Below are 23,820 nucleotides of genomic sequence, written 5' to 3'. Positions count from 1 at the left end.
TTGACGGTCGCCACCACGACCACGACCCCCGGAGCTTCGTCGTGCACCGGTCAGCCGGCGACCGGTCAGCCGGCCGCTCAGACCGTGTCGAGGAGCAGGCTCAGCAGGGGCGGGCCCGAGCGATCCACCGTCGTCCGGTTGAGGGGCGTCGTGAAGCGGCTCGGGTCGTTGCCCCGGACGAGCTGGGTGCCACCGCGCGGAGTGGCCGGCAGACCCTCGGCGCACCCGATGCCCTCAGGCACCTCGGCCGCGCTGAAGTCGTTCGGCGACCGCCACTCCGAAGCAGGGATGAACCCCTCCCGGCACACGTCGGGGGCCTGAGCCATGGCCAGGGCGAAGTGCGACTTGTTGTCGCGTCCCGGCGTCACGCCACTGGCGAGCGCGAGCGGGGCGACGACGAGCGTCTGCTCCAGCGACGTGAGCCGGTCGCTCGTGACCGTCGCGAGCCCCGCCACGTCGGCGAGCAACGACGGGAGCACCGGCGTCAGGTCCGCCGCGAGCCCGTCGAGCGCTGCGCCCGCGTCAGCACCGCTGGTCAGGATCTGCCGGACCGCAGCATCGTCCCGCGCCACGACGTCGGTCACGACCGCGAGCGAGGAGAGCGTCGCGGCGATCGCCGGCGTGAGATCGGCCTGCGTCTGCAGCACGACCTCGCCGCTCGCGAGCAGCGTGGTCAGGTCCGGCAGCGACGCCTGGCCCGCATCGAGCAGCACGCCAGCGTTGTCGATGATCCGGCCGACGTCCTCGCCCCGGCCGCCGAGCGCGGTGCCGAGCTCGGTCACGACGGTCGAGAGGTCGCCGGTGTCGATCGAGGTCACGAGACGGTCGATCGAGAGCAGGAGGTCCTCCTCCGCGACCGGGGTCGTCGTGTCAGCCGGCCGCACGACGTCGCCGTCGGCGAGCATCGGGCCGTCAGCGGAGCGCGGGACGAGGTCCACGTACTGCTCGCCGACCGCGGAGCGGTTGTGCACCTCGGCCACCAGGTCACGTGGCACGCGCATGTCCTCGTCGATGCGGAGATGGGCCGTGACGCCGTCGCGGCGGAACTCGACCCGCTCGACCGAGCCGATGCGCACGCCGCGGTACGTGACCTCGGCCGCCTCGTAGAGGCCGCCGCTGTCCTCGAGCTCGACGGCCACCGAGTACGAGTCGTCACCGACGAGATCGGTCAGCCCCGCGTAGCGAGCCCCTGCGTTCGCGACCGCGATGGCCCCGATCACGAGGAACAGCAGCAGACGACGTCGCGTCACGGCCCTCATCGGCCGCCCCCGAGCAGCAGGCTGAGCAGTTCGGGCAGCACCTGGTTCGACCCAGCAGGTGCCGGTGACGGCGCCCCAGCGGCAGCCGGCGCGGGGGCCCCGTCGGTGTCGGTCGGGGTCGGGGGCACCGTGAAGAGGCCTGGGAGCGAGGTCGCCGTCTCGAGCAGCGCCTCGGGCGAGAGCAGGTTCGACAGCAGGAGCAGGGGCGTCAGGTCGATCTCCAGGTCGAGGTTCACGTAGTCACCCTTCAGCGCACCGAGCATCTCGTCGGGGAACGGGAAGGTCAGGATGATCTCGAGCGCGCGCGGAAGTCGGTCCCCCGCGAGGGCCAGCTGCTCCAGGACGGGTTGGAGCGACTGGAGGTTCGCCTGAAGATCCGCACTGGCGGCCGATACGACGTCGCTCGCGGTGGCGCCGAACGAGTCGAGCGCCGTGATCATCACGGCGATCTCGCCGCTCTGGCCCGCGAGCACCTGCGTGCCCGCCTCGATCGCGTCGATCGAGGTCTGGATCTGTGCGCGATTCGCGGACACCCGGTCACCGAGCCGCTGCACGTCCTCCATCGCGGCGATGATCGTGCCGCGGTTCTCGTCGAGCGTTCCCACGAAGGCGTCCAGCTCGGTCAGGAACGTCGTGGTGTCGACCGTGCCGGCGTCGAGCGCCTGGTGCAGCTCGCTGCTGATCGTCTGGAGCTGCGCGATGCCTCCGCCGTTCAGCAGCAGCGAGAGCGCTCCCAGCACCTCCTCGACCTCGACCCCCCGGCCCGTGGAGGCGAGGGTCACGGCGTCGCCGTCGGCGAGTGGTGCGGCGGCGGATCCCGGGGGCACCACGAACTCGACGAACTTCTCCCCGAGCAGGCTCGTCTGCGAGACGCGCGCGACAGCGTCGGACGGGATCGTCGTCTCGTCGTCGACCAACACCGTGACGACCGCCGTCCAACCCTCTCGGCGGATCGTGTCGACCCGACCGACCGTCACTCCGTCGAGGCGCACCGTGGAGCTGGGCGCGAGGTCGCGCACGTCCTCGAAGGTCAGCTCGAGCCGGTATGGGTCGTCACCGACGTCCGGCGCACCGGGGAGGGGAAGGTCGTTCAGGCCGCCGTAGCCACACCCCGAGGCGAGCACGGCGCTCACCACGGCCGCAACGATCGTCCGTCGTGTGCGGATCATGGCGCCACCCCCGCAGTCGTGGTCCCGAGTGGCCCGGTGAGGGTCGACAGGAGACCGGACCAGTCGACGCTGCCAGGATCGGTCACCGATGCCTGCGGCAGCAGGTCGGCGGCGCCGGGGACCGGCACCGGCGGCACGGCCGAGCTGCCGTCCACGTCGACGCCTCCCTCGAGGGGCAGGAGCGCGAACGCCCCCGACAGCAGCGTGCAGAGCGCGCCCGGGTCGACCGGCGACTGCGACGAGATCGCCTGGCAGAGCAGACCGTCTGCATTGCGGAGGACCTCGACGAGGTTGGCCCGCGTGCGCACGTCCTTCGTGACCGGCTCGTAGGCCTGCGTCAGGTTGGTCAGGCCGAGCGGCGCCAGCTCCAGCACCTGCGCGAGCGAGTCCTGCTCCGTCATGAGTGCCGCCGCGACGGACTGGAGCGACTCGACGTTGTCCACGAGGTCGGCGCGATTGGTCTGGACGAACGTGGCGACCTGCCCGAGCGCACCCGAGAGCGTCTGGAGCAGCAGATCGAGGTTGTCGTCATCTGCGGCGAGGCTCGTCGAGAGCGAGGCGAGATCGGTGATGAGACCGCTCAGCGCCGTGTCGTGCTCGGCCAGCGTGCCGGTGAACGTCGAGAGACCGCTGATCGTGGAGCTCAGGTCATCCGATCCGTCGGCCGCGACCTGGGAGAGGTCGGCCAAGGCGTCGATCGACGTGCCGATGTCCTCGCCCTGACCGTCGAGCGTCGCGGCTCCGACCGCCAAGACGTCCGACAGGGCCCCTTCGGCATTGGCACCGTCCGGACCGAGCGCGTCCACGAGCTCCTGCGTCGCCTCGAACGACCGGTCGAGCTCGACCGGCACCGCGGTGTCGTCCAGGTCGAGCCGCGCACCGTCGGCCAGGACGGGGCCCTCGACGTAGGCGGGCGTGAGCTGCACGTAGCGGTCGGCGATGACCGACGGCGCGACGATGACCGCCTTGACGTCGGACGGCAGGTCGAGGTCGGCGTCGTAGGTCATCGTGACCTCGACCCCGTCGGGCTGGGGCTCGAGCGACTCTACCCGGCCGACCGTGACCCCCATGACCTTGACGTCCGAGCCCACGAAGACGCCCACCGTGCGGTCGAACCGTGCCGTGACCGTGCGGACGTCGTCGCCGGACCACCACACGACTCCGGCCACCACGACGCAGACCGCGACGACCGGCACCACGACCCCACGCAGACGCTGCAACGACTCGACAGCCCAGCTCGACAGGCTCCTCACGGGACAGCCACCTCCCCGATCTGGATCTGCGTCGGCACGTTCGGGATGAAGGAGTCGAACCAGGGTCCGGTCCCGATCGCATCGCTGAAGACCCGGGCGAACGTCGACAGGTTCGCCGCGATCGCGGTCAGGTCGGTCTGCCGCTGCTGCAAGAGCGTGACGGTGGCCTCGAGGTCGGTCAGCGCCGGTGCCAGCTGGGTCTGGTTGTCGGTCACGAGCGTCTGCAGCTCCGCCGCGAGTGCCTGGGTGCTAGTCAGCAGTGACGAGATCGCTGCACGCCGGTCGTCGAGCACGGCGACCAGACCCGCGGCCGCTTCGATGAGGCCGGCCACGTCGGCGCTGCTCGCGGCCAACGTCGAGCTCAGCGTCGACGACTCCTGCAGGAGGCTCGCGACCTCGGCATCCCGATCGGCGATCGTGCTCGACACCTCGCTCAAGCCCTGAACTGCGGCCTGCACGTCGGCGGGAGATTCGCGGAACGTGTCGGTGACGGACGCCAAGGCCGCCTGGAGCTGAGCGGTGTCGATGCCTTCGATCGTCTCGGTGAGCCCGCCGAACGCCGCGACCACGTCGAAGGGCGGTTCGGTGCGCGACACGGGGATGGCCTCGGACGTGTCGAGCTGCCCCGATCCGGCGGGCAGGACTTCGAGGAACGAGCTGCCCAGCAGGTTGCTGACGCGAATCGCTGCTGACGTCGACGTCCCCAGCTCGACGTGGTCCTCGATCGTGAACCGGACCAGCACGTGCCCTCGTCCGAGGTCGATCGACTTCACCGTGCCGACGTCGACGCCCGCGATCTGCACGGGGTCGCCGACGTGCAGGCTCCCGACCTCGGAGAACTCGGCCGACACGGTCCGGCCGCCTGCCCCCACGAAGGGCATGCGGTGCAGGTTGAACACCATGACCGCCAGGAGCACGACGACGGCCGCGGCCACCAGACCCCGTCGCGCCGCAGCGTTGCGGTTCCGCGCGGCCATCAGTCACACCTCGGGGAGGGGTCGACGATCACGATGGGATCGAGTGCCTGCTGGAGCGGTGCCAGGAGCGAGTCACCCGAGGAGTCGATCGTGAAGCGAACCGCGCACAGGTAGTAGTTGAAGAAGGACCCGTAGGAGGCGGTGCGAGTGAGCCGTGCGAGCTTGTCGGGGACGTGGTCGAGGACGTGCTCGACCATCTCGCGGTTGGCCGGCTCGACGAGCGTCGCGGCGATCTCGCCGAGCGCGGCGACGTCGGCGGTGATCGGCGGGTTGGCCCCCTGCAACAGGTCAGCGGTGATCCGGGTCGTCTCCTCCAGGTGCACCACGGCGTCGGCGACGGTCTGTCGCTGGCCGTCGAGACTGCCGACGAAGGTCTGCAGCGCCGAGACGATCTCGGCGAGCTCGGTGTGACGCTGCGAGACCGTGCCCACCCCGGCGTCGAGCGATGCGATCGTGTCGGAGATCAGCTGGTCGCGTTCGGCCAGCCCGGTCGTGAGGTCGGCGGTGTGGCTGATGAGCGCCTGCACCGTCGCACCGTCGCCCTGCAGGGTCTGGACGATGTCGAGCGCGAGAGCGTTGACCTGGCCAGGTTCGAGCGCCTGGAACAGCGGCTTGAATCCGCCCAGCACGGCATTCAGGTCCAGGGCAGGAGCCGTGCGATCGACACCGATGGGCGTCCGCGGGTCCTGCGGTGCGGCCGCTGCATCGCCGTCCTTCCCGCCGTCCTCGACGAGGGCGACGTACCGGTCACCGACGAGGTTCAGGTAACGGATCTCGACCCGCGTCATGGTCGTGACGGTCAGGTCGTCGTCGACCTCGATCTCGACCCGTGCCTGTCCGTCGCTCGTGACCGAGACGTCAACAACCGATCCGGCGGGAACTCCGGCGACCCGCACGTCGTCGCCTGGGACGAGGCGGCTGGCCGAGGTGAACTCCGCCGTGAAGGTCGTGCGCGAGCCGGCCGACCCGATCGGCGTGATCGTGCCCGCGATCGTCAGGAGCACGAACGTCGCCACCATGGCGAAGACCACCAGCTTGAGGGCCGGGATCCAGAGGGCTTCCCGGTTCACGGCGCACCCGTCTCCGTCGGCATCAGGATCGAGAGCAGATCGGTCGAACCCGCCGCGGGTCCGGGCCTCGGCTCGACGCCGTCCTTCGTCACGACCCCCGGGTACGGGATGGGCGGATCCGGCAGCCCTCGGCAGTCTGGTCCGTACCCGGCGTCACCGAAGGCCAGCGCGTCCGCCGCGGTGTACCCCGTGGTCTGCGGACCGAACTGCAACCGTCCGAAGATCCTGTCGTCGTACGCCGACGATGCCGACGAGCGGTTGAGCCCGTAGAAGCCGTCGAGCAGGCACACGATCTCGGGCGAGTACGTCGCGAGCATCTCCAGGGTCGGCCGGGCCACCGCGTTCGCCCGCACGAGGTTCTCGCCACTGGCGGCGAGGAGTGCCTCGACGGCCCCTGCCGCCTGGGTCGTGGTGCTCGTGAAGGTCGCGACGTCCCCGGAGCGGTCCGCGAGCGTCTGGGCCGTCACGGCACCGTTCGTGAGCACCGTGACGATCGAGGGCATCACGTCGGCGTAGTCGGACGAGACCTCGGACACGAGCTCGAGGTCACGCACGAACTGTGGGGCGAGGTCGTTGAGCGAGGCGAGGTAGGGCCCGGCCTCGTTGATCAGCTGGCCGATCTCCGCTCCGCGCCCGTCGAGCGCCGTCGTGAGAGCCGACAGCGTCGCCGCGAGGTCGTCGGGCTCGACGGCCGTGAGCAGCGGCTCGAGACGGTTCAGGACGTCGGTGATCTCGACGGTCTCCCGAGTCGTGTCGAGAGGGATGCGCGCGCCGTCGGAGACGACGTCGTCGGCCGGGTCGGAGTCGGACAGGAGCTCGACGTACTTCTGGCCGAACAACGTGGTCGGTAGGACGCGTGCCGTGACGTCGGCGGGGATGCGGTCGGCGGCCTGCCGATCGATCGCGAGCTCGACGCTCGCTCCCCCGGTGGGACCGCCCGAACCCGGCCGCACCGACACGACCCGACCGACGATCGCCCCGTTCATCCGCACGTCTCCACCGGCGTTGAGCTGGGCACCCACCTGGGAGGCCTCGACCGTCACGGTCGTCTCGTCGCTGAAGACGTGTCGGTAGGCCGCGATCGAGAGCCACAGCAAGCTGGCGACGACGAGCAACCAGACGACGCCGAGCAGGCGCAGCCGCCGGGTCTGGGCGGGGGACGCCAGGCTCGAGGCGAGATCGGTGCTCATCCGGTGATCCTCACCGTCGTCGTCGAGCCCCAGATAGCGAAGCTGATGAAGAAGTCGCTGACGGTGAGCACGACGATCGACGTGCGGATCGCTCGGCCGACCGCGAGACCGACTCCCGCCGGACCTCCGCTCGCGAAGTAGCCGTAGTAGCAGTGGATGACGATGATCGCGACGGCGAATACGAGCACCTTGGCGAACGACCACAGCACGTCGACGGGAGCCAGGTACTGCAGGAAGTAGTGGTCGTACGTGCCGGTCGACTGCCCGTGCACGCCGGTCGTGACGATGCGGGTCGCCAGATAGGACGAGAACAGCCCGATCGCGTAGAGCGGCACGATCGCGACGACCGCCGCGATCATCCGGCTCGTGACGAGGAACGGGATCGACGGAATGCCCATGACCTCGAGCGCGTCGACTTCCTCGTTGATCCGCATGGCCCCGAGCTGCGCCGTGAAACCGCAGCCGATCGTGGCGGCCAGGGCCACGCCCGCGATCAGCGGCGCCGCCTCCCGCGTGTTGAAGTAGGCCGAGAGGAAGGCCGAGAAGTTGGTGGCACCGATCTGGTCGAGCGAGGCGTGGCTCTGCAGCCCGACCTCGGCGCCGACCGCGAACGACAACGCGATCATGACGCCGACGGTTCCCCCGACCACGGCCAGGCCCCCGGAGCCGAAGGCGACGTCGGAGAGCACGTCGGCGACCTCACGGCGGTACCGGGCCAGCGTGCGCGGCGTCCAGCGCACGGCCGTGGCGTAGAAGCGCAGCTGGTGCCCCAGGTGCTCCAGCTGGGGCAGGCCGGGCCGGCTCATCCGCCGACCTGCGGAAACAGGGCGAAATATGCGGTGGTCAGGAAGTAGTTGACGGTGAAGAGCAGCAGGAAGGTCATAACCACGGTCTCGTTCACGGCCTGTCCCACGCCCTTCGGCCCGCCGCTCGCGTGCAGGCCCTTGTACGAGCCGACGACGCCGGCGATGATCCCGAACACCAGCCCCTTGACGAGGCTCGACCACAGGTCGGGGATCGTCGCGAGGGTCGCGAAGGACTGCACGTAGACGCCGGACGTGCCGCCCTGCAGCATCACGTTGAAGAGGTAGCCGCCTGCGATGCCGACGCCCATCACGACCGACGTCAGCAGGACCGCGACGATCGCCGCCGCGACGACCCGTGGCAGAACGAAGCGGTGGATCACGTCGACGCCGAGCACCTCGAGCGCGTCGATCTCCTCGCGGATCTTGCGCGAGCCGAAGTCGGCACAGATCGCCGATCCGCCGGCACCGGCGAGCAGCAGCGCCGTCGCGATGGGCGCGCCCTCGCGGACGATCGCCACGACCGAGGCTGCACCGGCGAAGCTCTGTGCTCCCAGCTGCTGCGTCAGGCTGCCGATCTGCAGCGCGACGACGGCGCCCAGGGGGATCGAGACGAGCGCGGTCGGGACGATGACGATGCCGGCGAGCTTCCACGCCTCGCGGATCAGCTCGGGGGTGTTGAAGTTTCGCCGGGGCACGGCCCGGCAGATCGCGAGCACGAAGTCGACGAAGTCGCCGATGCCGGCGAGAAGGTCGCGGATCTGAGTCGAGAGGGGTGAACGATCGGCGACACGCCGTGCACTCGCCACGCTTCCGGCCATCACCACCTCCTCGCTCGCCCGCTGCACCCCCAACGACGATCCGTGACGCGGGTCACGTCCTGGGCCTGTCAGCACCGTACACTCATGAATGGTTCGACGGGAAGGAATCGTCCGCGGTGGGTGTTGACTGCTCGCGTGGACCAGACGACGGCGGCGACCGGGAACGCGCCGGAGGGGCGGATCGACCGAGGCGGGGGTGGGATCGCCTTCGGCGCCGCCGCGTACCTGTGCTGGGGCTTCTTCCCGCTGTACTGGCCGCTGCTGGACCCGGCCGGGCCGCTCGAGGCGCTCGCCCACCGGGTCGTGTGGTCGCTGGTGTTCGTGGCCCTGCTGCTCACCGTCACCCGGCGGTGGGGCTCGTTCCTCGCGATCACCCGCCGGCCGCGCGTCGTGGCGCTGCTGTTCGCCGCGTCGATCGTCATCGCGATCAACTGGGGCACGTTCATCTACGGCGTCACCAACGACCGGGTCATCGAGACCTCGCTCGGCTACTTCATCAACCCCCTCGTCACGGTCATGCTCGGCGTCGTGGTGCTGGGCGAACGGCTCCGACGGCTGCAGTGGACCGCCGTCGCGATCGGCGCCGTGGCGGTCGTGGTGCTGACCGTCGACTACGGCCGACTGCCGATCGTGGCGCTCTCGGTCGCGTTCTCCTTCGCCGCCTACGGGTTCCTCAAGAAGAAGGTCGACCTCGGCACGATCGAGGGACTCGGCATGGAGACGCTCCTGCTGACCCCGTTCGCGCTGGCGTTCCTGACCTGGCTGGCGTTCAACGGCACGCTGGTCTTCGGCCACGCGGGGCCGGGCAATGCCCTGCTCCTGGCCGGCACCGGCGTCGTCACCGCCATTCCGCTGCTGCTGTTCGGCGCGGCGGCCACCCGGCTGAACCTCACGACGATCGGCCTGCTGCAGTACCTCGGCCCGGCCCTGCAGTTCATCTTCGGACTCGTGGTGTTCCACGAGACCATGACGCCCGCGCGCTGGGCCGGCTTCGGGCTCGTGTGGCTCGCCCTCGTGCTGTTCACGACCGACGCCCTCCGGAACCGGAAGCGCCCCGTCCCCGTGGAGCCGCTGCCCGTGTAGCTCGCCACAACCAGCCGCAGCCGACTGGGCGCGGCGCTGGCGGACAAGCGGCATGGACCAGACGTGATGCGTGGGAGCGGTGAGCCAACAACCTCTCGCCCGGGTGGGCGGTGAGCCAGCAACCTTCTCCCTGTCGGATGAGGTTGCCTACTCACCCCCACCTTCGAGCAGCGGTCACCGAGCACCCTTCAGCCCGCGGGAACGGTTGCTGACTCACCGCCCCGGCGACCGCGCTCGGTCCGTGGCCGCTTGTCCTCAACTCATCGCTGAGCCGAGGCGCGCAGTTTCAGCCCAGGCGGGTCGCGACGGCGTCGCAGAGCTGCTCGAGCGTCGCCCGGGCCGGGATGTCGGGAAGCGTGTGCAGCAGCGCGCGGGCCGCGTCGGCCTCGGCCTGCACGTGGGCGCGAGCCTCGTCCATCGCCGGGTGGCGACGCAGGGCCGCGAGCGCCTCGGCGTGCTCGGCGTCGTCGACGAGCGGCTTGGACAGCAGCTCCTGGAGCCGCGCATCGGCCGGGTCGGTCGAGGCCAGGGCGAGCAGCACCGGCAACGTCGGGACGCCCTCCCGCAGGTCGGTGCCGGGGGTCTTGCCCGACTCCCCCGTCTCGCTCGCGATGTCGATGATGTCGTCGCGCAGCTGGAACGCCGCGCCGATGCGCTCGCCGAACTCGGTCAGCGCCCGCTCGACCTCGACCGGAGCGGCCGCCATCATGGCGCCGAACCGCGCGGCCGTGGCGATCAGCGAGCCGGTCTTGTCGGCGACGACCCCGAGGTAGTGCGCGAGCGGGTCGCCGTCGCCGGGGCCGATCGTCTCGCGGATCTGGCCGTGCACCAGGCGGGAGAACGTGCGGGCCTGGATGCGCACGGCCTCGGGCCCGAGCGAGGCCACGATCTCGGAGGCCTGCGCGAACAGGAAGTCGCCGACCAGGATCGCGAGGGTGTTGTCCCAGCGGGCGTTGGCGCTCACGGCACCGCGCCGCTTGTCGGCCTCGTCCATGACGTCGTCGTGGTACAGCGTGGCCAGGTGGGTCAGCTCGACCACGACCGCCGAGGGGACGACACCGGGCGCCGCCGGGTCACCGAACTCGGCCGCGAGCGTGACCAGGAGCGGTCGGAAGCGCTTGCCCCCGGCGCGCAGCAGGTGGGTCGCCGCCTCGGCGACGAACGGCTCGTCGCTGTGCGCGGCCTCGGCCAGCTGTCGCTCGATCTCCGACACGCCCGCGACGATCCGCGCCTCCAGCGCGGGGTCGGCGACCGCGACGGGCAGGGCCGACGACGAGGTCTGCACAGGTCCTCCTGCTCGGTCTGGCGGCTTCCTCAGGGGATGAGGGAACCGGTCTGCTGCACCAACTCAAGCACAGGGCCCGGAGCGATGCCGAGGATCACCGTACCGACGGCGGCCAGCACGACGACAGCCGTGGTGACCACAGCGCCCGAGGCGACCGCCACGCCGTCGGGTTCGGCGAAGAACATCACGGTGATCATGCGGACGTAGAAGAACGCGGCGACGGCACTGACGAGCACGCCGACCACGACCACGGGACCGTATCCGGCACCGCCGGCCTCGATGAAGACCGACAGCTTGCCGACGAAGCCACCGGTCAGCGGGATGCCGGCGAACGAGAGCATGAAGATCGCGAAGCTCACGCCCAGCACGGGGTTCTCCCGCCCGAGGCCCGCCCACCGCGCCGAGGCCGTGGCCTCGCCGCCGGCGTCGCGCACCAGCATCACGACGGCGAACGCGCCGATCGACGCCAGACCGTACGTCGCCAGGTAGAACAGCACCGACGCGGCGTCACTGCCCCCGAGCACGCCGGTCAGCAGGAAGCCGGCATGGGCGACCGAGGAGTAGGCCAGCATGCGCTTGACGTCGGTCTGGGCGATCGCCAGCAGCGACCCGACCACCATCGTGACGACGGCGACGACGGCGATCATGGGCTGCCAGTCGGTCTCGGTGGACGCGAACAGCACCCGCATCAGCGCGACGAAGGCGGCGGCCTTCGTGCCGGCGGCCATGAAGGCCGTGACGGGTGTCGGGGCACCGACGTACACGTCGGGCGTCCAGGTGTGGAACGGCACCGCTCCGACCTTGAACAGCAGGCCGACGGCCATGAGCGCCACCGCGGCGACGCGCAGCTCCGTGTCGTCGTGCAGCTCGCCGAGGGCCCCGATCGCGAACGAGCCGGAGTAGCCGTAGGCGAGCGCGATGCCGTACAGGAAGAAGGCCGAGCTGAAGGCCCCGAGCACGAAGTACTTGAGCGCGGCCTCCTGGCTGAGCAGGCGACGCCGCCGGGCGATGCCGCACAGCAGGTAGAGCGGGAGGCTCAGGACCTCGAGTGCCACGAACATCGTGAGCAGGTCGGCGCTCGCCGCGAACAGCATCATGCCGAGCAGGGCGAACATCGCGAGCGGGAAGATCTCGGTGTGCTCCACGCGCAGGCGCAGCGCCTCGGCCTCCGCGTCCGACCCGGGACGGTCGGCGGCGCGGCCGGTGAACGCGCTCAGGCCGCCGTCGAGGCGCCGGTCGGCGAACAGCGCGACACCCAGGATCGCGAAGATCGCCAGCATCATCCAGGTGATGACCGCGGCCTCGTCGGCCACGACCGTCCGGCCCGGCTCGTCGGTCAGGCCCAGGTCGCCGCCGGCGTAGACCACGATGCTCGCGACCAGGGCCGCGACGGTCGCTGCGGTCGCCAGCGCCGTCTGGACGACGAATCGGGGCCCGCGGGGGCAGAAGGCCTCGACGAGCACCCCGAGGAGCGCCGCCGCGGCCACGATCAGCAGCGGTGACAGCAGGGCGTAGTCGAGCTCCGGAGCCGGGATCACGGCAGACCTCCCAGGACGACGGCCACGGCCGGATTGACGAGGTCGAGCATCGGCTGCGGGAACAGGCCCAGCCCGATGATGATGACGACGAGCGGCGCCAGCACGACGACCTCACGAGTCGTCAGCTCGGTCACGACCCTGGACTGCTCGACGAGCGGGCCGGTCATGGTGCGTTGGTACAGCACCAGGACGTAGACCGCGGCCAGGACGATGCCGAGCGTCGCGATCACCGCCAGCGGGACGTTGACCGTGAACGTGCCGGCCAGCACGAGGAACTCGCTCACGAACGGGGCCAGGCCCGGCAGCGAGAGGCTCGACAGACCGGCGATGAGCAGGACGCCCGCCATCACGGGGGCGATCTTCTGCACGCCCCCGAAGGCGGAGATCTCGGCCGAGCCGCGGCGACTGATCATGATGCCGGTCACGAGGAACAGCGCCGCGGTCGAGAGCCCGTGGTTGAACATGTAGAGCACCGACCCCGAGGTCGAGGTCTGCGTGAACGCGAAGATGCCCAGGATGATGAACCCGAAGTGCGAGACCGACGTGTACGCCACGAGCCGGCGGATGTCGGTCGAGCCGATCGCCGCGAGCGCTCCGTAGACGATGCTCACGACGGCCAGCGCCATGATCGTCGGCGAGGCCCAGTCGGCCGCCCCGGGGAACAGCTCCAGACCCCACCGGATCATGCCGAACGTGCCGACCTTGTCGATCACGCTGACCATCAGCACCGACGTCGCCGGGGTGGCCGAGGCGGCGGCCTCCGGCAGCCAGGTGTGGAAGGGCCACAGCGGCGCCTTCACGGCGAACGCGGCCATGAAGCCCAGGAAGAGCAGCCTCTCGGTGTCCTCGGCGAACGGCAGGTTCGCGAGGTCGGCGAGTCGATAGCTCGCCTCGCCGGCGTCCGACGAGACGACGTACAGCCCGACGATCGCCGCCAGCATCAGCAGCCCGCCGAGCAGGTTGTAGAGCAGGAACGTCGTCGCGGCCTTCTGCCGACCCTCGCCTCCGTAGCTGCCGATCAGGAAGTAGATCGGCACCAGGGTGGCCTCGAAGGCGACGTAGAACAGGAAGGCGTCGGTCGCGGTGAACACGAGGATCGCCAGACCCTCGAGCACCAGCATCCAGGCGACGTAGGAGTTGGCGCTGCGGTAGCCGGGCAGCTCGTCACGGTACGCCGCGAGCAGCACGACCGGCGTCAGGATGACGGTCAGCAGGACGAGGGCCAGCCCGATGCCGTTCAGGCCCACCGAGTAGGTGGCCCCCAGCGGCTCGATCCAGGCATGTTCCTGCACCATCTGGTAGCCGCCCTCGCCGGCGTCGAACCGGGCCGCGATGACGAGGGCCACGACGAGCGCGACCCCGCTGGCGCCCAGGGCGACGTGCCGCGCGAGGAGCTGCTGACCTCGCGAGGCACGCGGCAGCAGGGTGACGAGGAGGGCACCGACGATCGGCACCAGCGCGAGGAGGGTGATCATCGCCAGATCACCGCCAGCAGGCCGAGGGTCAGCACGAGCGCACCGACGAACACCCCGAGCGCATAGCTGCGGACGAAGCCGTTCTGCCAGGTCCGCATCGCGGCGGCACCGTCCCCGATCAGGGTCACGAAGCCGGTGACCGCGCGGTGCAGGCCGAACTGGTCGAACCACGCGACGCCCCGCGCGAGAGTCACGGTGGGCCGGACCGCGACCCACTCGTTGATCGTGTCGCCGTAGAGGTCGGCGCGCGCGGCACGGGTCAGGACCGAGACCCGCTCCGGGGTCTCGCTCGCGATGGGCTTGCGGCCGTACGTGAACCACCCGAGCGCGACACCCGCCGCGACGACGGCTGTGACCAGGACCGAGACCGCGATGGGCGGCCACTCGGCCCCGAGGATCTCGACGTGATGGTGCTCGGTGTGACCGACGACGGGCTCGAGCCAGTCGGTGATCCAGTCACTTAGCACCAGGAGCCCGCCCAGGACCGAGGCGGCCGCCAGCACGATCAGCGGCACCGTCATGACCCGGGGCGACTCGTGCGGGTGCACCTCCTCGCGCCACCGCTTCTGGCCCGCGAACGTCATCGTCACCAGTCGTGTCATGTAGAACGCCGTGATGCCCGCGCCCGCGACGGCCGCGAGGCCGACCCAGACGTTGTGGGCCAGTGCCGCCTCGATGATCTTGTCCTTGCTGAAGAAGCCCGAGAACCCGGGGAAGCCGATGATCGCGAGATAGCCCAGGCCGAAGGTCGCGAACGTGACGGGCAGCGCCGTGCGCAGCGCGCCGTAGTGGCGCATGTTGACGTCGTCGTCCATCGCGTGCATGACCGAGCCCGCGCCGAGGAACATGTTGGCCTTGAAGAAGCCGTGCGTCACGAGGTGGAAGATCGCGAACGCGTAGCCGGCCGGGCCGAGGCCCGCGGCCAGCATCATGTAGCCGATCTGGCTCATCGTGGAGCCCGCGAGCGCCTTCTTGATGTCGTCCTTCGCGCAGCCGATGATCGCGCCCGCGATCAGGGTCACGAGGCCCACGACCACGACCGCGGTGCGGGCGGTCTCCGAGGCGTCGAAGATCGCGTTGCTGCGCACGATCAGGTACACGCCGGCCGTGACCATCGTGGCGGCGTGGATCAGGGCCGAGACCGGGGTCGGGCCCTCCATCGCGTCGAGCAGCCAGCCCTGCAGCGGCACCTGGGCCGACTTGCCGCACGCACCGAGGAGCAGCAGCAGTCCGAGCACCGTGATCGTGCTCGCCGCGGTGCCGGCCACCGAGTCACCGACCGCGGCGATCTCGGTCGTGCCGAACTCCTTGAACATCAGCATGATCGCGAGCGCCATGCCGATGTCGCCGACGCGGTTGACGACGAACGCCTTCTTGGCGGCTGCGGCGGCCGACGGCTTGTGCTGCCAGAACCCGATCAGCAGGTACGAGGCCAGGCCCACGCCCTCCCAGCCGAGGAAGAGCACGAGGTAGTCGCCGGCCAGGACCAGCACCAGCATCGCGGCGATGAACAGGTTGAGGAACGCGAAGAAGCGGCGGCGCCGCTCGTCGTGCTCCATGTAGCCGATCGAGTAGACGTGGATCAGCGTGCCGACCCCGGTGATGAGCAGCACGAACAGGGCCGCGAGCGGGTCGAACACCAACGACATCTCGACGTGGAAGCTGCCGGGCCCCTGGCCCGTGGAGATCCACGTGAACAACGACTCGGTGACCGTGCGGTCGCCCGAGTCCCGCGCCAGCAGCCGGAAGAACAGCACCAGGCCCCACACGAAGGACGCCGCCGAGGCCGCCGTGGCGACGAGGTGCCCGTGCCGGTCCGACCTCCTGCCCGACGTCAGCAGGAGCGCCGCGCCCAGGGCCGGGAACGCGACGAGCAGCCAGATCATCATCCGCGAACCTGCCTGACCTCGTCGACGCTGACCGATCCCCGGGAGCGGTGGATCGCGATGATGATGGCCAGCCCGACCACGACCTCGGCCGCCGCGACGACCATGACCAGGAAGGCGGCGAGCTGGCCGTCGAGATTGCCGTGCTCACGGGCGAACGCCACGAAGGCCAGATTGGTGGCGTTGAGCATCAGCTCGACGCACATGAACACGATCAGGGCGTTGCGGCGCACGAGCACGCCGACGGCGCCGATCGTGAACAGGATCATCGACAGGGTCAGGAGATCGCTCACGACGACTCCTCCTCGGCGCCTTTTTCCGCCCGTGGCCCGGAACCCCCGCCGGTACCGTCTTCCGCCCGGGGCTCAGTATCGTCTTCCGCCCGTGGCCCGGAACCCCCGCCGGAACCCCCGCCAGATCCCTTCTCCGCCCGTGGCCCGGAACCCCCGCCAGTGCCGTCACCGAGACCCGGCCCCGTGATCGGCGGGCGGATGACCTGCCCGCGGCGCACGAGCGCGCCGGGCACCGAGGACTCCAAGGGAGTGCCGTCGGGCAGCAAGGCCGGCGCGTCGACCGCGTTGTGCCGGGCGTAGACACCCGGGGTGGGTGCGTTGCCGGGGTGGCGACCCTCCGCGCCGAAGTCGCGGATGCGCTGCGCCGCGCGCTCGGCCTGGCTCGGCTGGGCGGTGAGCCGCTCCTGGTGGGCCAGGACCATGGCCCCGAGCACCGCGGTCACCAGCAGGGCAGCGGTGAACTGGAAGGCCAGCACGTAGGGCCCGAACATCAGGGCCGCGAGCCCCTCGACGTTGTCGTCCTCGACCGCGGCGACCGGCATCGAGAAGCCGTTCGCGACGACCTGGCCGATGCCCACGACGAGCATCGCGCCGAAGCCCAGACCCACCAGGGCCGCGGCGACGCGCTGGCCCGGGAGCGGCTCCGTGACCGCCTCGGGCCCGGCCTCCACACCCACGAGCATCACGACGAACAGGAACAGCATCATGATCGCGCCCGTGTAGACGATGATCTGCACCGCGAACAGGAACGGTGCCCCGTTCGCGGCGTAGAGCACGGCGAGGCCGATCATCACGACCGCCAACGACAGGGCGGCGTGCACCGCCTTGCGGGCGAACAGCAGGCCCAGCGCGGCGATCACGACGATCGGCGCGACGACCCCGAACGCCGTCATTCGACGACTCCTGCCACACCGGCAAACCGCTGATCGAGCGAGGCGTATCGAGATCCGCTCATCCGGCGGGCTGACGAGGCACCGGACCTCACCGTGGTCTCGACACGGGGTCCTCGTTCCTCGGACCCCACTCGACCACCAGAGGCGGGCATCATGGTGCCGCCGCTCACTCGTCCGCCTCCACGATCGGCAGCTGCTTCCCGCGGTAGTAGTCCTGGTGATCGTCGCTGATCATCATCGCGTGCGGCGGCTCGGTCATGCCGGGCAGCAGGGGCGCGAGCAGGTCGGACTTCTCGTAGATCAGCGCCTCCCGGCTGTCGTCGGCCAGCTCGTACTCGTTGGTCATCGTCAGCGCCCGGGTCGGGCACGCCTCGATGCACAGACCGCACAGGATGCAGCGCAGGTAGTTGATCTGGTAGACGCGGCCGTACCGCTCCCCCGGGCTGAAGCGTCCCGACTCGTCGGGGCTCCCGTCGGGCAGGACGTCGACGTTCGACGCGCCCTCGACGTAGATCGCGTCGGCCGGGCACGCCCAGGCGCACAGCTCGCAGCCGATGCACTTCTCGAGCCCGTCGGGCCAGCGGTTCAGCTGGTGCCGACCATGGAAGCGCGGGGCCGTGGGCACCTTCTCGAAGGGGTACTGCTCCGTGACGACCTTCTTGAACATCGTCCGGAACGTGACGCCGAAACCGGCGACCGGGTCCCACAGGTTGCCTTTGATGCTCATCGTGCCTCCTCCTTCTCGGAGTCGTCGAAGGGCAGGGGCACGGGATAACCCTCGTGGGCTGATCCGGTGGCCTGCTCGGGGCGCTCGGGGGCGGGCTTCTCGCGACGCAGGGCGATGACCGCGATCAGCAGCACCGCCGCGACGACACCGGCCCAGTTCACGACCGCTTCGTCGATCGAGCCCTCGTTCTGCAGCTTGCGCAGCACGATCACGACGAAGATCCAGCCCAGCGACACCGGGATCAGGATCTTCCAGCCGAACGCCATGAACTGGTCGTAGCGCATGCGCGGCAGGGTGCCGCGCAGCCAGATGAACACGAAGATGAAGAACAGCGTCTTGCCGAGGAACCACAGGACGGGCCAGTAGCCCTCGTTGGCGCCCTCCCACACCTGGGCGATGCCGAACGGCGCCCGCCAGCCACCGAGGAACAGGGTCGTGGCCAGGGCGGAGACCGTGACCATGTTGATGTACTCCGCCAGGAAGAACAGGGCGAACTTCAACGAGCTGTACTCGGTGTGGAAGCCGCCGACGAGCTCGCCCTCGGCCTCCGGCAGGTCGAAGGGTGCGCGGTTGGTCTCGCCGACCATCGAGATGACGTAGACGACGAACGACGGCAGCAGCGGCAGGAAGTACCAGAGGTCGGTCTGGGCCGCGACGATCTCGGAGGTCGACATCGTGCCGGCGTAGAGGAACACCGTCACGAAGCTGAGGCCCATCGCGACCTCGTAGCTGATGACCTGGGCGCTCGAGCGCAGGCCGCCAAGCAGGGCGTAGGTCGAGCCGGACGACCAGCCGGCGAGCACGATGCCGTACACGCCGATCGAGGTGACCGCCAGGACGTACAGGACCGCGACCGGCATGTCGGTCAGCTGCAGCGGCGTGACCGTGTCGGTGAACGGGATCGTGACCTCGGGACCGAACGGGATGACCGACCAGGCCAGGAAGGCCGGGATCGTGGCGAGGATCGGCGCGAGGACGTAGACGACCTTGTCGGCCGCCTTGACGACGATGTCCTCCTTCAGCGCGAGCTTCACACCGTCGGCAAGGCTCTGCAGCAGACCGAACGGACCATGGACGTTGGGGCCCACGCGATGCTGCATGCGCGCCACGACCCGGCGCTCGAGCCAGATGTTGAACAGCGTGTAGACGACGAGGATCACGAAGATCAGCGCCGCCTTCAGCGCGACGACCCAGAACGGCTCGTTCCCGAAGATCTCACTCATGCGTCGACTCCGCCCCCGTCGTCGCGGTCGTGACGCTGCCGTGGCCGATGCCGAGCTCCCGCAGGTTGACCCCGTTGTTGCCCGGCACCCAGACGACGCCGTCGGGGAGGTCGTCGACCACGACCGAGAACGTGGCCGAGCCGCCGAGCACCACGGTGCCGGTCTCGGGCACGCCGAGCGACGACCAGGTCGCCGCGCTCGCGCGGGCCACGGCGGGCCGCGCGGTGGCGGAGTACTCCGCCTGCCCCTCCTGGCCACGCCCGTCGTCGATGAGCTGACGCCAGGTCGAGATCACAACGTGCCCCGCGGGGGGCCCGGCCGGCGCGGTCGGGGCCGCGGACGGTCCGCCCGCGGCTGCGCCGTCCCAGCGACCGATCGAGTCGTGGTCGACCAGGGCGTCCGCCGGGGTGCGGAAGGTCAGGGGGCGTCCCATCTCCTCGGCGATGCCGGCCAGGACGCGGGTGTCGGTGACCGAGCCCGGTTCGTGCAGGGCCGTCGCGAAGCCGCGGCGGCGGCCCTCCCAGGTGACGAACGTGCCGGACTTCTCGACCGGCGGAGCCACCGGGAGGACGACGTCGGCGTGCTCGGTGACCTCGCTGCGCCGCACCTCGAGGCTGATGACGACCGGGGCCGCGGCAAGAGCCGCGCGCGCCCGCGCCGGATCGGGCAGGTCGGCGATCTCGACGCCACCGACGAGGAGGCCGAGCACCGCGTGGTCGGCGGCGTCGTCGACGATCGTCGCGAGGTCACGTCCGCGGACCCCCGGGACTCCCGCCACGCCCCAGGCCGCCGCGAGGTCGGCCCGCGCCTCGGCCACGGCCACGGGTCGCGCACCCGGCAGCAGGTTCGGCAGGAGGCCGGCCTCGACGGCGGCTCGGTCACCCGCGCGCCGCGGAACCCAGGCGAGCCGGACCCCTGCGCCGAGGGTCGCGAGCGCCGACAGCAGACCCGGGACGAGCGCCGCCCGCTCCCCCACCAGCACGACGTCACCGGCACCGAGCTCGAGCCCGGCCAGGGCGGCGACCTCCTGGCCCGGCACGGCGGGCACCAGGGTCGCCCCGAGCTTCTCGCTGCCGCGGCTGAGGTGGCTCGCGATCGTGACGACCTGGGTCTTCGCGGCCCGCACCGCCTTGCGCAGGCGCAGGAAGATCGTGGCGGCCTCGTCCTCGGGCTCCAGCGCGACGAGCACGACCCGGCGCGCGCGGGCGAGCTGGTCGTACGTGACGCCCAGGCCCGACCCGGCCACGTGGGACGCCAGGAAGTCGGCCTCCTCCGGGCCGGTCGCCCGCGACCGGAAGTCGACGTCGTTGGTGCCGAGCGCGACACGGGCGAAGGCCGACCAGGCGTGGGCGTCCTCGAGCGTCAGGCGCCCACCCGGCAGCACGCCGACGGACCCACGGACCGACTCGAGCAGACGACCGGCCACCGCGAGCGCCCCGGGCCACGACGTCGGCTGCAGGTCACCGTTCTCGTCACGTACTAGCGGGGTCCGCAGGCGATCGTCCTGACGGCTCCAGGTGAACGCGAAGCGGTCCTTGTCGCTGATCCACTCCTCGTTGACCTCGGGATCGTCCCCGGCCAGACGTCGCATGACCGCGCCGCGGCGGTGGTCGACGCGGATCGCGGCGCCGCACGCGTCGTGCTCGGCGACCGAGGGCACCGAGACGAGGTCGAACGGCCGCGACCGGAACCGGTAGTCGGCGCTCGTCAGGGCGCCCACGGGGCAGATCTGGATCGTGTTGCCCGAGAAGTACGAGTGGAACGGCGCCCCCTCGGCGCCGTCGGACGACGGGCCGATGCCGACCTGCTGCTGGGCGCCGCGCTCGACCAGCGCGATGAACGGGTCGCCGGCGACCTGCTCGGAGAACCGCGTGCAGCGCGCGCAAAGCACGCAGCGCTCCCGGTCGAGCAGGACCTGGGCCGAGACCGGCACAGGCTTGGCGAAGGTGCGCTTGGTCTCGTGGAACCGCGACTCGCCCCGGCCGTGGCTCATGGCCTGGTTCTGCAGCGGGCACTCCCCGCCCTTGTCGCAGACCGGGCAGTCGAGCGGGTGGTTGACGAGCAGGAACTCCATGTTCCCGCGCTGCGCCGTGGCGGCGACGTCGGACGTGAGGTGGGTGCGCACGACCATGCCGGGCGCCGCCTCGATCGTGCAGGAGGCCTGCGGCTTGGGGAAGCCGCGACCGTTGCCGGCGTCCGGGATGTCGACCAGGCACTGGCGGCACGCGCCCACCGGCTCGAGCAGCGGGTGGTCGCAGAAGCGCGGGATCTCGATGCCGACGACCTCGGCCGCGCGGATCACGAGCGTGCCCTTCGGGACGCTGACGCTGACGTCGTCGATCGTGAGCGTCACGAGCTCGACCGGGGCCTGGGTCTCGTGGTTGGCCTCGATGGTCATCGGATCTCCTCCCCCGGGCTTGCCGCTGGCCGAGCACTGGCGAGGCTTGAGCCGGTGTGTCGAGACCCGGTCAGGTGCTGGATGGTCTCGATACTCGTCCCTCGTCCCTCGGGACGAGCTCGACCAGCGGTGATGCGGGTCATGCCGTGGCCTCCGTAGCGAAGAGGGTCGACGCGACCGGCGGGAAGAGCTCGGCCGACGGGGTGTGCATGCCGGACTCGAACTCGTCGCGGAAGTACTGGATCGCCGAGGTGATGGGGCTCGTGGCGCCGTCGCCGAGGGCGCAGAAGGACCGGCCGAGGATGTTGCCGCACAGCTCCTGCAGCAGCTCGATGTCGCCCGCGCGGCCCTGGCCGGAGTCGAGGCGGCGCAGCACCTGCACGAGCCACCACGTGCCCTCGCGGCACGGGGTGCACTTGCCGCACGACTCGTGCTTGTAGAACTCGGTCCAGCGCAGCACGCAGCGCACGACCGACGTGGTCTGGTCGAAGACCTGGAGCGCCTTCGTGCCGAGCATCGACCCGGCGGCGCCCACGCCCTCGTAGTCGAGCGGCACGTCGAGGTGCTCGGCCGTGAGGATCGGGGTGGAGGACCCGCCCGGGGTCCAGAACTTCAGCTCCGCGTCAGTGCCGTCAGGACTGGGGCGCATGCCGCCGCCGAGCTCCAGCAGCTCGCGCAGGGTGATGCCGAGCGGCGCCTCGTACTGGCCCGGCCGCTTGACGTGCCCCGAGAGCGAGTAGAGCGTGAAGCCCTTGCTCTTCTCGGTGCCCATCGAGCCGAACCACTCGATCCCGTGCTCGACGATGGCCGGCACCGAGGCGATCGACTCGACGTTGTTGATGACGGTCGGCGAGGCGTACAGGCCCGCGACGGCGGGGAACGGGGGCCGCAGACGCGGCTGACCGCGCCGCCCCTCGAGCGAGTCCAGCAGCGCGGTCTCCTCGCCGCAGATGTAGGCGCCGGCACCGGCGTGCACCACGACGTCGAGGTTCATGCCCGAGCCGCCGATGTCGCGGCCGAGGTGACCGGCCTCGTACGCCTCGCGCACGGCCGCCCGGAGGCGGCGCACGACGTGCAGCACCTCGCCACGCACGTAGATGAAGGCCCGCTCGGCCTCGATCGCACGCGAGGCGATGATGACGCCTTCCACGAGCGTGTGCGGGCTGGCCATCATGAGCGGGATGTCCTTGCAGGTGCCCGGCTCGGACTCGTCGGCGTTGACCACGAGGTACGTGGGATTGGGGTTGTCCTTCGGGATGAACGACCACTTCATGCCGGTGGGGAAGCCGGCCCCGCCGCGACCGCGCAGACCCGACTCCTTGACGAGGTCGATGAGCTCGGCCGGGGTCGTCGTGAGGGCCTTCGCGAGGGCGCGGTAGCCCCCGCGCCGGGTGTAGGCGTCGAGCGTCCAGGCCCGGTCGTCGGCCCAGCCCGCGCTCAGCACGGGTGTCAGCACGTCAGTCATCGGCCTTCCCTTCCGCCTGCGGCTCGGAACCCCCGCCGGAGGCTTCCTGCCGATCTCCCGCGCCCCCCTCGACGTCGGCCCCGGACTCCTCGGCCACGGTCTCCGACTCGGCTCGCTGGGTGTCAGCCTCGGCGACGGCCTCGCCCTTCGACTCCTGTGCCGCGGACGCGGCGGAGTCGGCGACCGGCGCCGACCAGCCGCGCTCGTTCGCGATCTCGAGGCCGACGAGCGAGGCGTCACCCGCGGCCGGGCCCTCGTCGACGCGCCCGTCCTCGAAGCCGGCGAGCACCCGCTCGGCCTCGCGCCAGGAGGTGATCTCGGCGCCCCGTGGCGAGGCCACCTGCTCGCCGTCACGCAGGCGGTCGACCAGCTCGACCGCGCTCGCGGGGTCCTGGCGGTCGAAAAACTCCCAGTTGACCATCATGACCGGTGCGAAGTCGCACGCGGCGTTGCACTCGACGCGCTCGAGCGTGACCTGGCCGTCCTCCGTGGTCTCGTCGTGCCCCACGCCGAGGTGGTCGCTGAGCCGCTCGAAGATCGCGTCGCCACCCATCACGGCGCACAGCGTGTTGGTACAGACCCCCACGTGGTGCGTGCCCATCGGGCGGCGCTTGTACATCGTGTAGAACGTCGCAACACCTGACACCTCCGCTGCGCTCAGGTCCAGCAGCTCGGCGCACAGCTCGATGCCGGCGGTGGACACGTGACCCTCGACCGACTGCAGGAGGTGCAGCATCGGCAGCAGCGCCGACCGCGCCTGCGGGTACCGCCCCATCAGCTCCCGCAGCTCCCCCACCGTCGCCTCATCGAAGACGCTCATGAGCAACCCCCGGAGGATCCGAGGGCCGAGCGAAGCGAGGCAGTGGTCCGCGCGAAGCGCGGCAACGCTTCCAGCGGGCCGCCACCACTGGCCGCCACCATCGGCCGAGCGAAGCGAGGCAGCGGTCCGTGCGAAGCACGGCGCGGCGAAGCCGCGAGGCGGCCGGTGAGACTGCGATGCGAAGCGAGCAGG

At 70.7% G+C, this 23,820-nt stretch carries 20 protein-coding genes; 1 reads left to right on the top strand and 19 read right to left on the bottom strand.

Annotated elements, in window-relative coordinates; all coding sequences use genetic code 11:
* Nucleotides 1-77: 77 nt before the first annotated feature.
* The 8 genes from KAG51_RS10370 to KAG51_RS10335 are packed head-to-tail and all read right to left on the bottom strand — an operon-like array spanning nt 78 to nt 8,542.
* The gene (locus KAG51_RS10370; protein WP_290583343.1) at nt 78-1,250 is read right to left on the bottom strand and encodes an MlaD family protein; all 1,173 of its coding nucleotides are present in this window, start codon (nt 1,248-1,250) and stop codon (nt 78-80) included.
* 5 nt (nt 1,251-1,255) lie between these two features.
* Nucleotides 1,256-2,428 carry an MCE family protein gene (locus KAG51_RS10365; protein ID WP_290583341.1) on the bottom strand — a complete coding sequence of 391 codons (1,173 nt, stop codon included), beginning with the start codon at nt 2,426-2,428 and terminating at the stop codon, nt 1,256-1,258.
* Nucleotides 2,425-3,681 (bottom strand): MCE family protein, encoded by a 1,257-nt coding sequence (locus tag KAG51_RS10360; protein WP_290583339.1) that lies wholly within the window; start codon nt 3,679-3,681, stop codon nt 2,425-2,427. The genes KAG51_RS10365 and KAG51_RS10360 overlap by 4 nt, the downstream gene beginning before the upstream one ends.
* On the bottom strand, nt 3,678-4,658 hold the full coding sequence (locus tag KAG51_RS10355; RefSeq protein ID WP_290583337.1) for an MCE family protein: 981 nt from the start codon (nt 4,656-4,658) through the stop codon (nt 3,678-3,680). Before KAG51_RS10355 ends, KAG51_RS10360 begins: the two co-directional genes overlap by 4 nt.
* The gene (locus tag KAG51_RS10350; protein WP_290583335.1) at nt 4,658-5,728 is read right to left on the bottom strand and encodes an MlaD family protein; all 1,071 of its coding nucleotides are present in this window, start codon (nt 5,726-5,728) and stop codon (nt 4,658-4,660) included. The genes KAG51_RS10355 and KAG51_RS10350 overlap by 1 nt, the downstream gene beginning before the upstream one ends.
* Nucleotides 5,725-6,918, bottom strand: coding sequence for an MCE family protein (locus tag KAG51_RS10345; RefSeq protein ID WP_290583333.1), 1,194 nt, complete (start codon nt 6,916-6,918; stop codon nt 5,725-5,727). The genes KAG51_RS10350 and KAG51_RS10345 overlap by 4 nt, the downstream gene beginning before the upstream one ends.
* Nucleotides 6,915-7,724 carry an ABC transporter permease gene (locus KAG51_RS10340; RefSeq protein ID WP_290583331.1) on the bottom strand — a complete coding sequence of 270 codons (810 nt, stop codon included), beginning with the start codon at nt 7,722-7,724 and terminating at the stop codon, nt 6,915-6,917. The genes KAG51_RS10345 and KAG51_RS10340 overlap by 4 nt, the downstream gene beginning before the upstream one ends.
* Complete coding sequence (locus KAG51_RS10335) at nt 7,721-8,542, bottom strand: ABC transporter permease (protein WP_290583329.1); 822 nt, start codon at nt 8,540-8,542, stop codon at nt 7,721-7,723. The genes KAG51_RS10340 and KAG51_RS10335 overlap by 4 nt, the downstream gene beginning before the upstream one ends.
* A gap of 135 nt (nt 8,543-8,677) precedes the next feature.
* On the opposite strand from KAG51_RS10335, the gene rarD reads away from it, so the two are divergent.
* Entirely contained in the window at nt 8,678-9,625 is a 948-nt protein-coding gene (gene rarD / locus KAG51_RS10330) for an EamA family transporter RarD (RefSeq protein ID WP_290583327.1), read from the top strand.
* Nucleotides 9,626-9,911: 286 nt separating this feature from the next.
* On the opposite strand, the gene KAG51_RS10325 is transcribed toward rarD, so the two are convergent.
* The 11 genes from KAG51_RS10325 to nuoE form a co-directional block, all read right to left on the bottom strand.
* A complete protein-coding gene (locus KAG51_RS10325) occupies nt 9,912-10,910 on the bottom strand; it encodes a polyprenyl synthetase family protein (RefSeq protein ID WP_290583325.1) in 999 nt (332 codons plus the stop codon).
* Between the two features lie 29 nt (nt 10,911-10,939).
* A complete protein-coding gene (gene nuoN, locus KAG51_RS10320; protein WP_290583323.1) occupies nt 10,940-12,448 on the bottom strand; it encodes an NADH-quinone oxidoreductase subunit NuoN in 1,509 nt (502 codons plus the stop codon).
* Nucleotides 12,445-13,923 carry an NADH-quinone oxidoreductase subunit M gene (locus KAG51_RS10315; RefSeq protein WP_290583321.1) on the bottom strand — a complete coding sequence of 493 codons (1,479 nt, stop codon included), beginning with the start codon at nt 13,921-13,923 and terminating at the stop codon, nt 12,445-12,447. The genes nuoN and KAG51_RS10315 overlap by 4 nt, the downstream gene beginning before the upstream one ends.
* A complete protein-coding gene (gene nuoL / locus KAG51_RS10310) occupies nt 13,920-15,812 on the bottom strand; it encodes an NADH-quinone oxidoreductase subunit L (RefSeq protein ID WP_290583319.1) in 1,893 nt (630 codons plus the stop codon). The genes KAG51_RS10315 and nuoL overlap by 4 nt, the downstream gene beginning before the upstream one ends.
* Nucleotides 15,809-16,078: an NADH-quinone oxidoreductase subunit NuoK gene (nuoK, locus tag KAG51_RS10305; protein ID WP_290583517.1), complete on the bottom strand. Its 270-nt coding sequence runs from the start codon at nt 16,076-16,078 to the stop codon at nt 15,809-15,811. The genes nuoL and nuoK overlap by 4 nt, the downstream gene beginning before the upstream one ends.
* A 20-nt stretch (nt 16,079-16,098) precedes the next feature.
* Nucleotides 16,099-16,995: an NADH-quinone oxidoreductase subunit J gene (locus KAG51_RS10300; protein WP_290583317.1), complete on the bottom strand. Its 897-nt coding sequence runs from the start codon at nt 16,993-16,995 to the stop codon at nt 16,099-16,101.
* Nucleotides 16,996-17,161: 166 nt separating this feature from the next.
* Nucleotides 17,162-17,722, bottom strand: a complete 561-nt coding sequence (gene nuoI, locus KAG51_RS10295; protein ID WP_290583315.1) for an NADH-quinone oxidoreductase subunit NuoI — start codon at nt 17,720-17,722, stop codon at nt 17,162-17,164.
* Nucleotides 17,719-18,945, bottom strand: coding sequence for an NADH-quinone oxidoreductase subunit NuoH (gene nuoH / locus KAG51_RS10290; protein ID WP_290583313.1), 1,227 nt, complete (start codon nt 18,943-18,945; stop codon nt 17,719-17,721). Before nuoH ends, nuoI begins: the two co-directional genes overlap by 4 nt.
* The gene (locus tag KAG51_RS10285; RefSeq protein ID WP_290583311.1) at nt 18,938-21,343 is read right to left on the bottom strand and encodes an NADH-quinone oxidoreductase subunit G; all 2,406 of its coding nucleotides are present in this window, start codon (nt 21,341-21,343) and stop codon (nt 18,938-18,940) included. Before KAG51_RS10285 ends, nuoH begins: the two co-directional genes overlap by 8 nt.
* A 139-nt stretch (nt 21,344-21,482) precedes the next feature.
* Entirely contained in the window at nt 21,483-22,808 is a 1,326-nt protein-coding gene (gene nuoF, locus KAG51_RS10280; RefSeq protein ID WP_290583309.1) for an NADH-quinone oxidoreductase subunit NuoF, read from the bottom strand.
* Entirely contained in the window at nt 22,801-23,628 is an 828-nt protein-coding gene (nuoE, locus tag KAG51_RS10275; RefSeq protein WP_290583307.1) for an NADH-quinone oxidoreductase subunit NuoE, read from the bottom strand. The genes nuoF and nuoE overlap by 8 nt, the downstream gene beginning before the upstream one ends.
* Nucleotides 23,629-23,820: the final 192 nt, after the last annotated feature.

The organism is Aeromicrobium sp., from assembly GCF_023146395.1.
In the GTDB taxonomy this organism is placed as follows: Bacteria; Actinomycetota; Actinomycetes; order Propionibacteriales; family Nocardioidaceae; genus Aeromicrobium.
This window is presented reverse-complemented; position numbering and strand designations above follow the sequence as displayed.

Coding starts and splice junctions, on each gene's coding strand:
- nuoE (WP_290583307.1), bottom strand. CDS start 23,628: ATGAGCGTCTTCGATGAGGCGACGGTGGGGGAGCTGCGGGAGCTGATG.
- KAG51_RS10365 (WP_290583341.1), bottom strand. CDS start 2,428: ATGATCCGCACACGACGGACGATCGTTGCGGCCGTGGTGAGCGCCGTG.
- KAG51_RS10285 (WP_290583311.1), bottom strand. CDS start 21,343: ATGACCATCGAGGCCAACCACGAGACCCAGGCCCCGGTCGAGCTCGTG.
- nuoF (WP_290583309.1), bottom strand. CDS start 22,808: ATGACTGACGTGCTGACACCCGTGCTGAGCGCGGGCTGGGCCGACGAC.
- KAG51_RS10335 (WP_290583329.1), bottom strand. CDS start 8,542: ATGGCCGGAAGCGTGGCGAGTGCACGGCGTGTCGCCGATCGTTCACCC.
- KAG51_RS10340 (WP_290583331.1), bottom strand. CDS start 7,724: ATGAGCCGGCCCGGCCTGCCCCAGCTGGAGCACCTGGGGCACCAGCTG.
- KAG51_RS10300 (WP_290583317.1), bottom strand. CDS start 16,995: ATGACGGCGTTCGGGGTCGTCGCGCCGATCGTCGTGATCGCCGCGCTG.
- KAG51_RS10345 (WP_290583333.1), bottom strand. CDS start 6,918: ATGAGCACCGATCTCGCCTCGAGCCTGGCGTCCCCCGCCCAGACCCGG.
- KAG51_RS10315 (WP_290583321.1), bottom strand. CDS start 13,923: ATGATCACCCTCCTCGCGCTGGTGCCGATCGTCGGTGCCCTCCTCGTC.
- nuoK (WP_290583517.1), bottom strand. CDS start 16,078: ATGATCCTGTTCACGATCGGCGCCGTCGGCGTGCTCGTGCGCCGCAAC.
- nuoI (WP_290583315.1), bottom strand. CDS start 17,722: ATGAGCATCAAAGGCAACCTGTGGGACCCGGTCGCCGGTTTCGGCGTC.
- nuoL (WP_290583319.1), bottom strand. CDS start 15,812: ATGATGATCTGGCTGCTCGTCGCGTTCCCGGCCCTGGGCGCGGCGCTC.
- nuoH (WP_290583313.1), bottom strand. CDS start 18,945: ATGAGTGAGATCTTCGGGAACGAGCCGTTCTGGGTCGTCGCGCTGAAG.
- KAG51_RS10355 (WP_290583337.1), bottom strand. CDS start 4,658: ATGGCCGCGCGGAACCGCAACGCTGCGGCGCGACGGGGTCTGGTGGCC.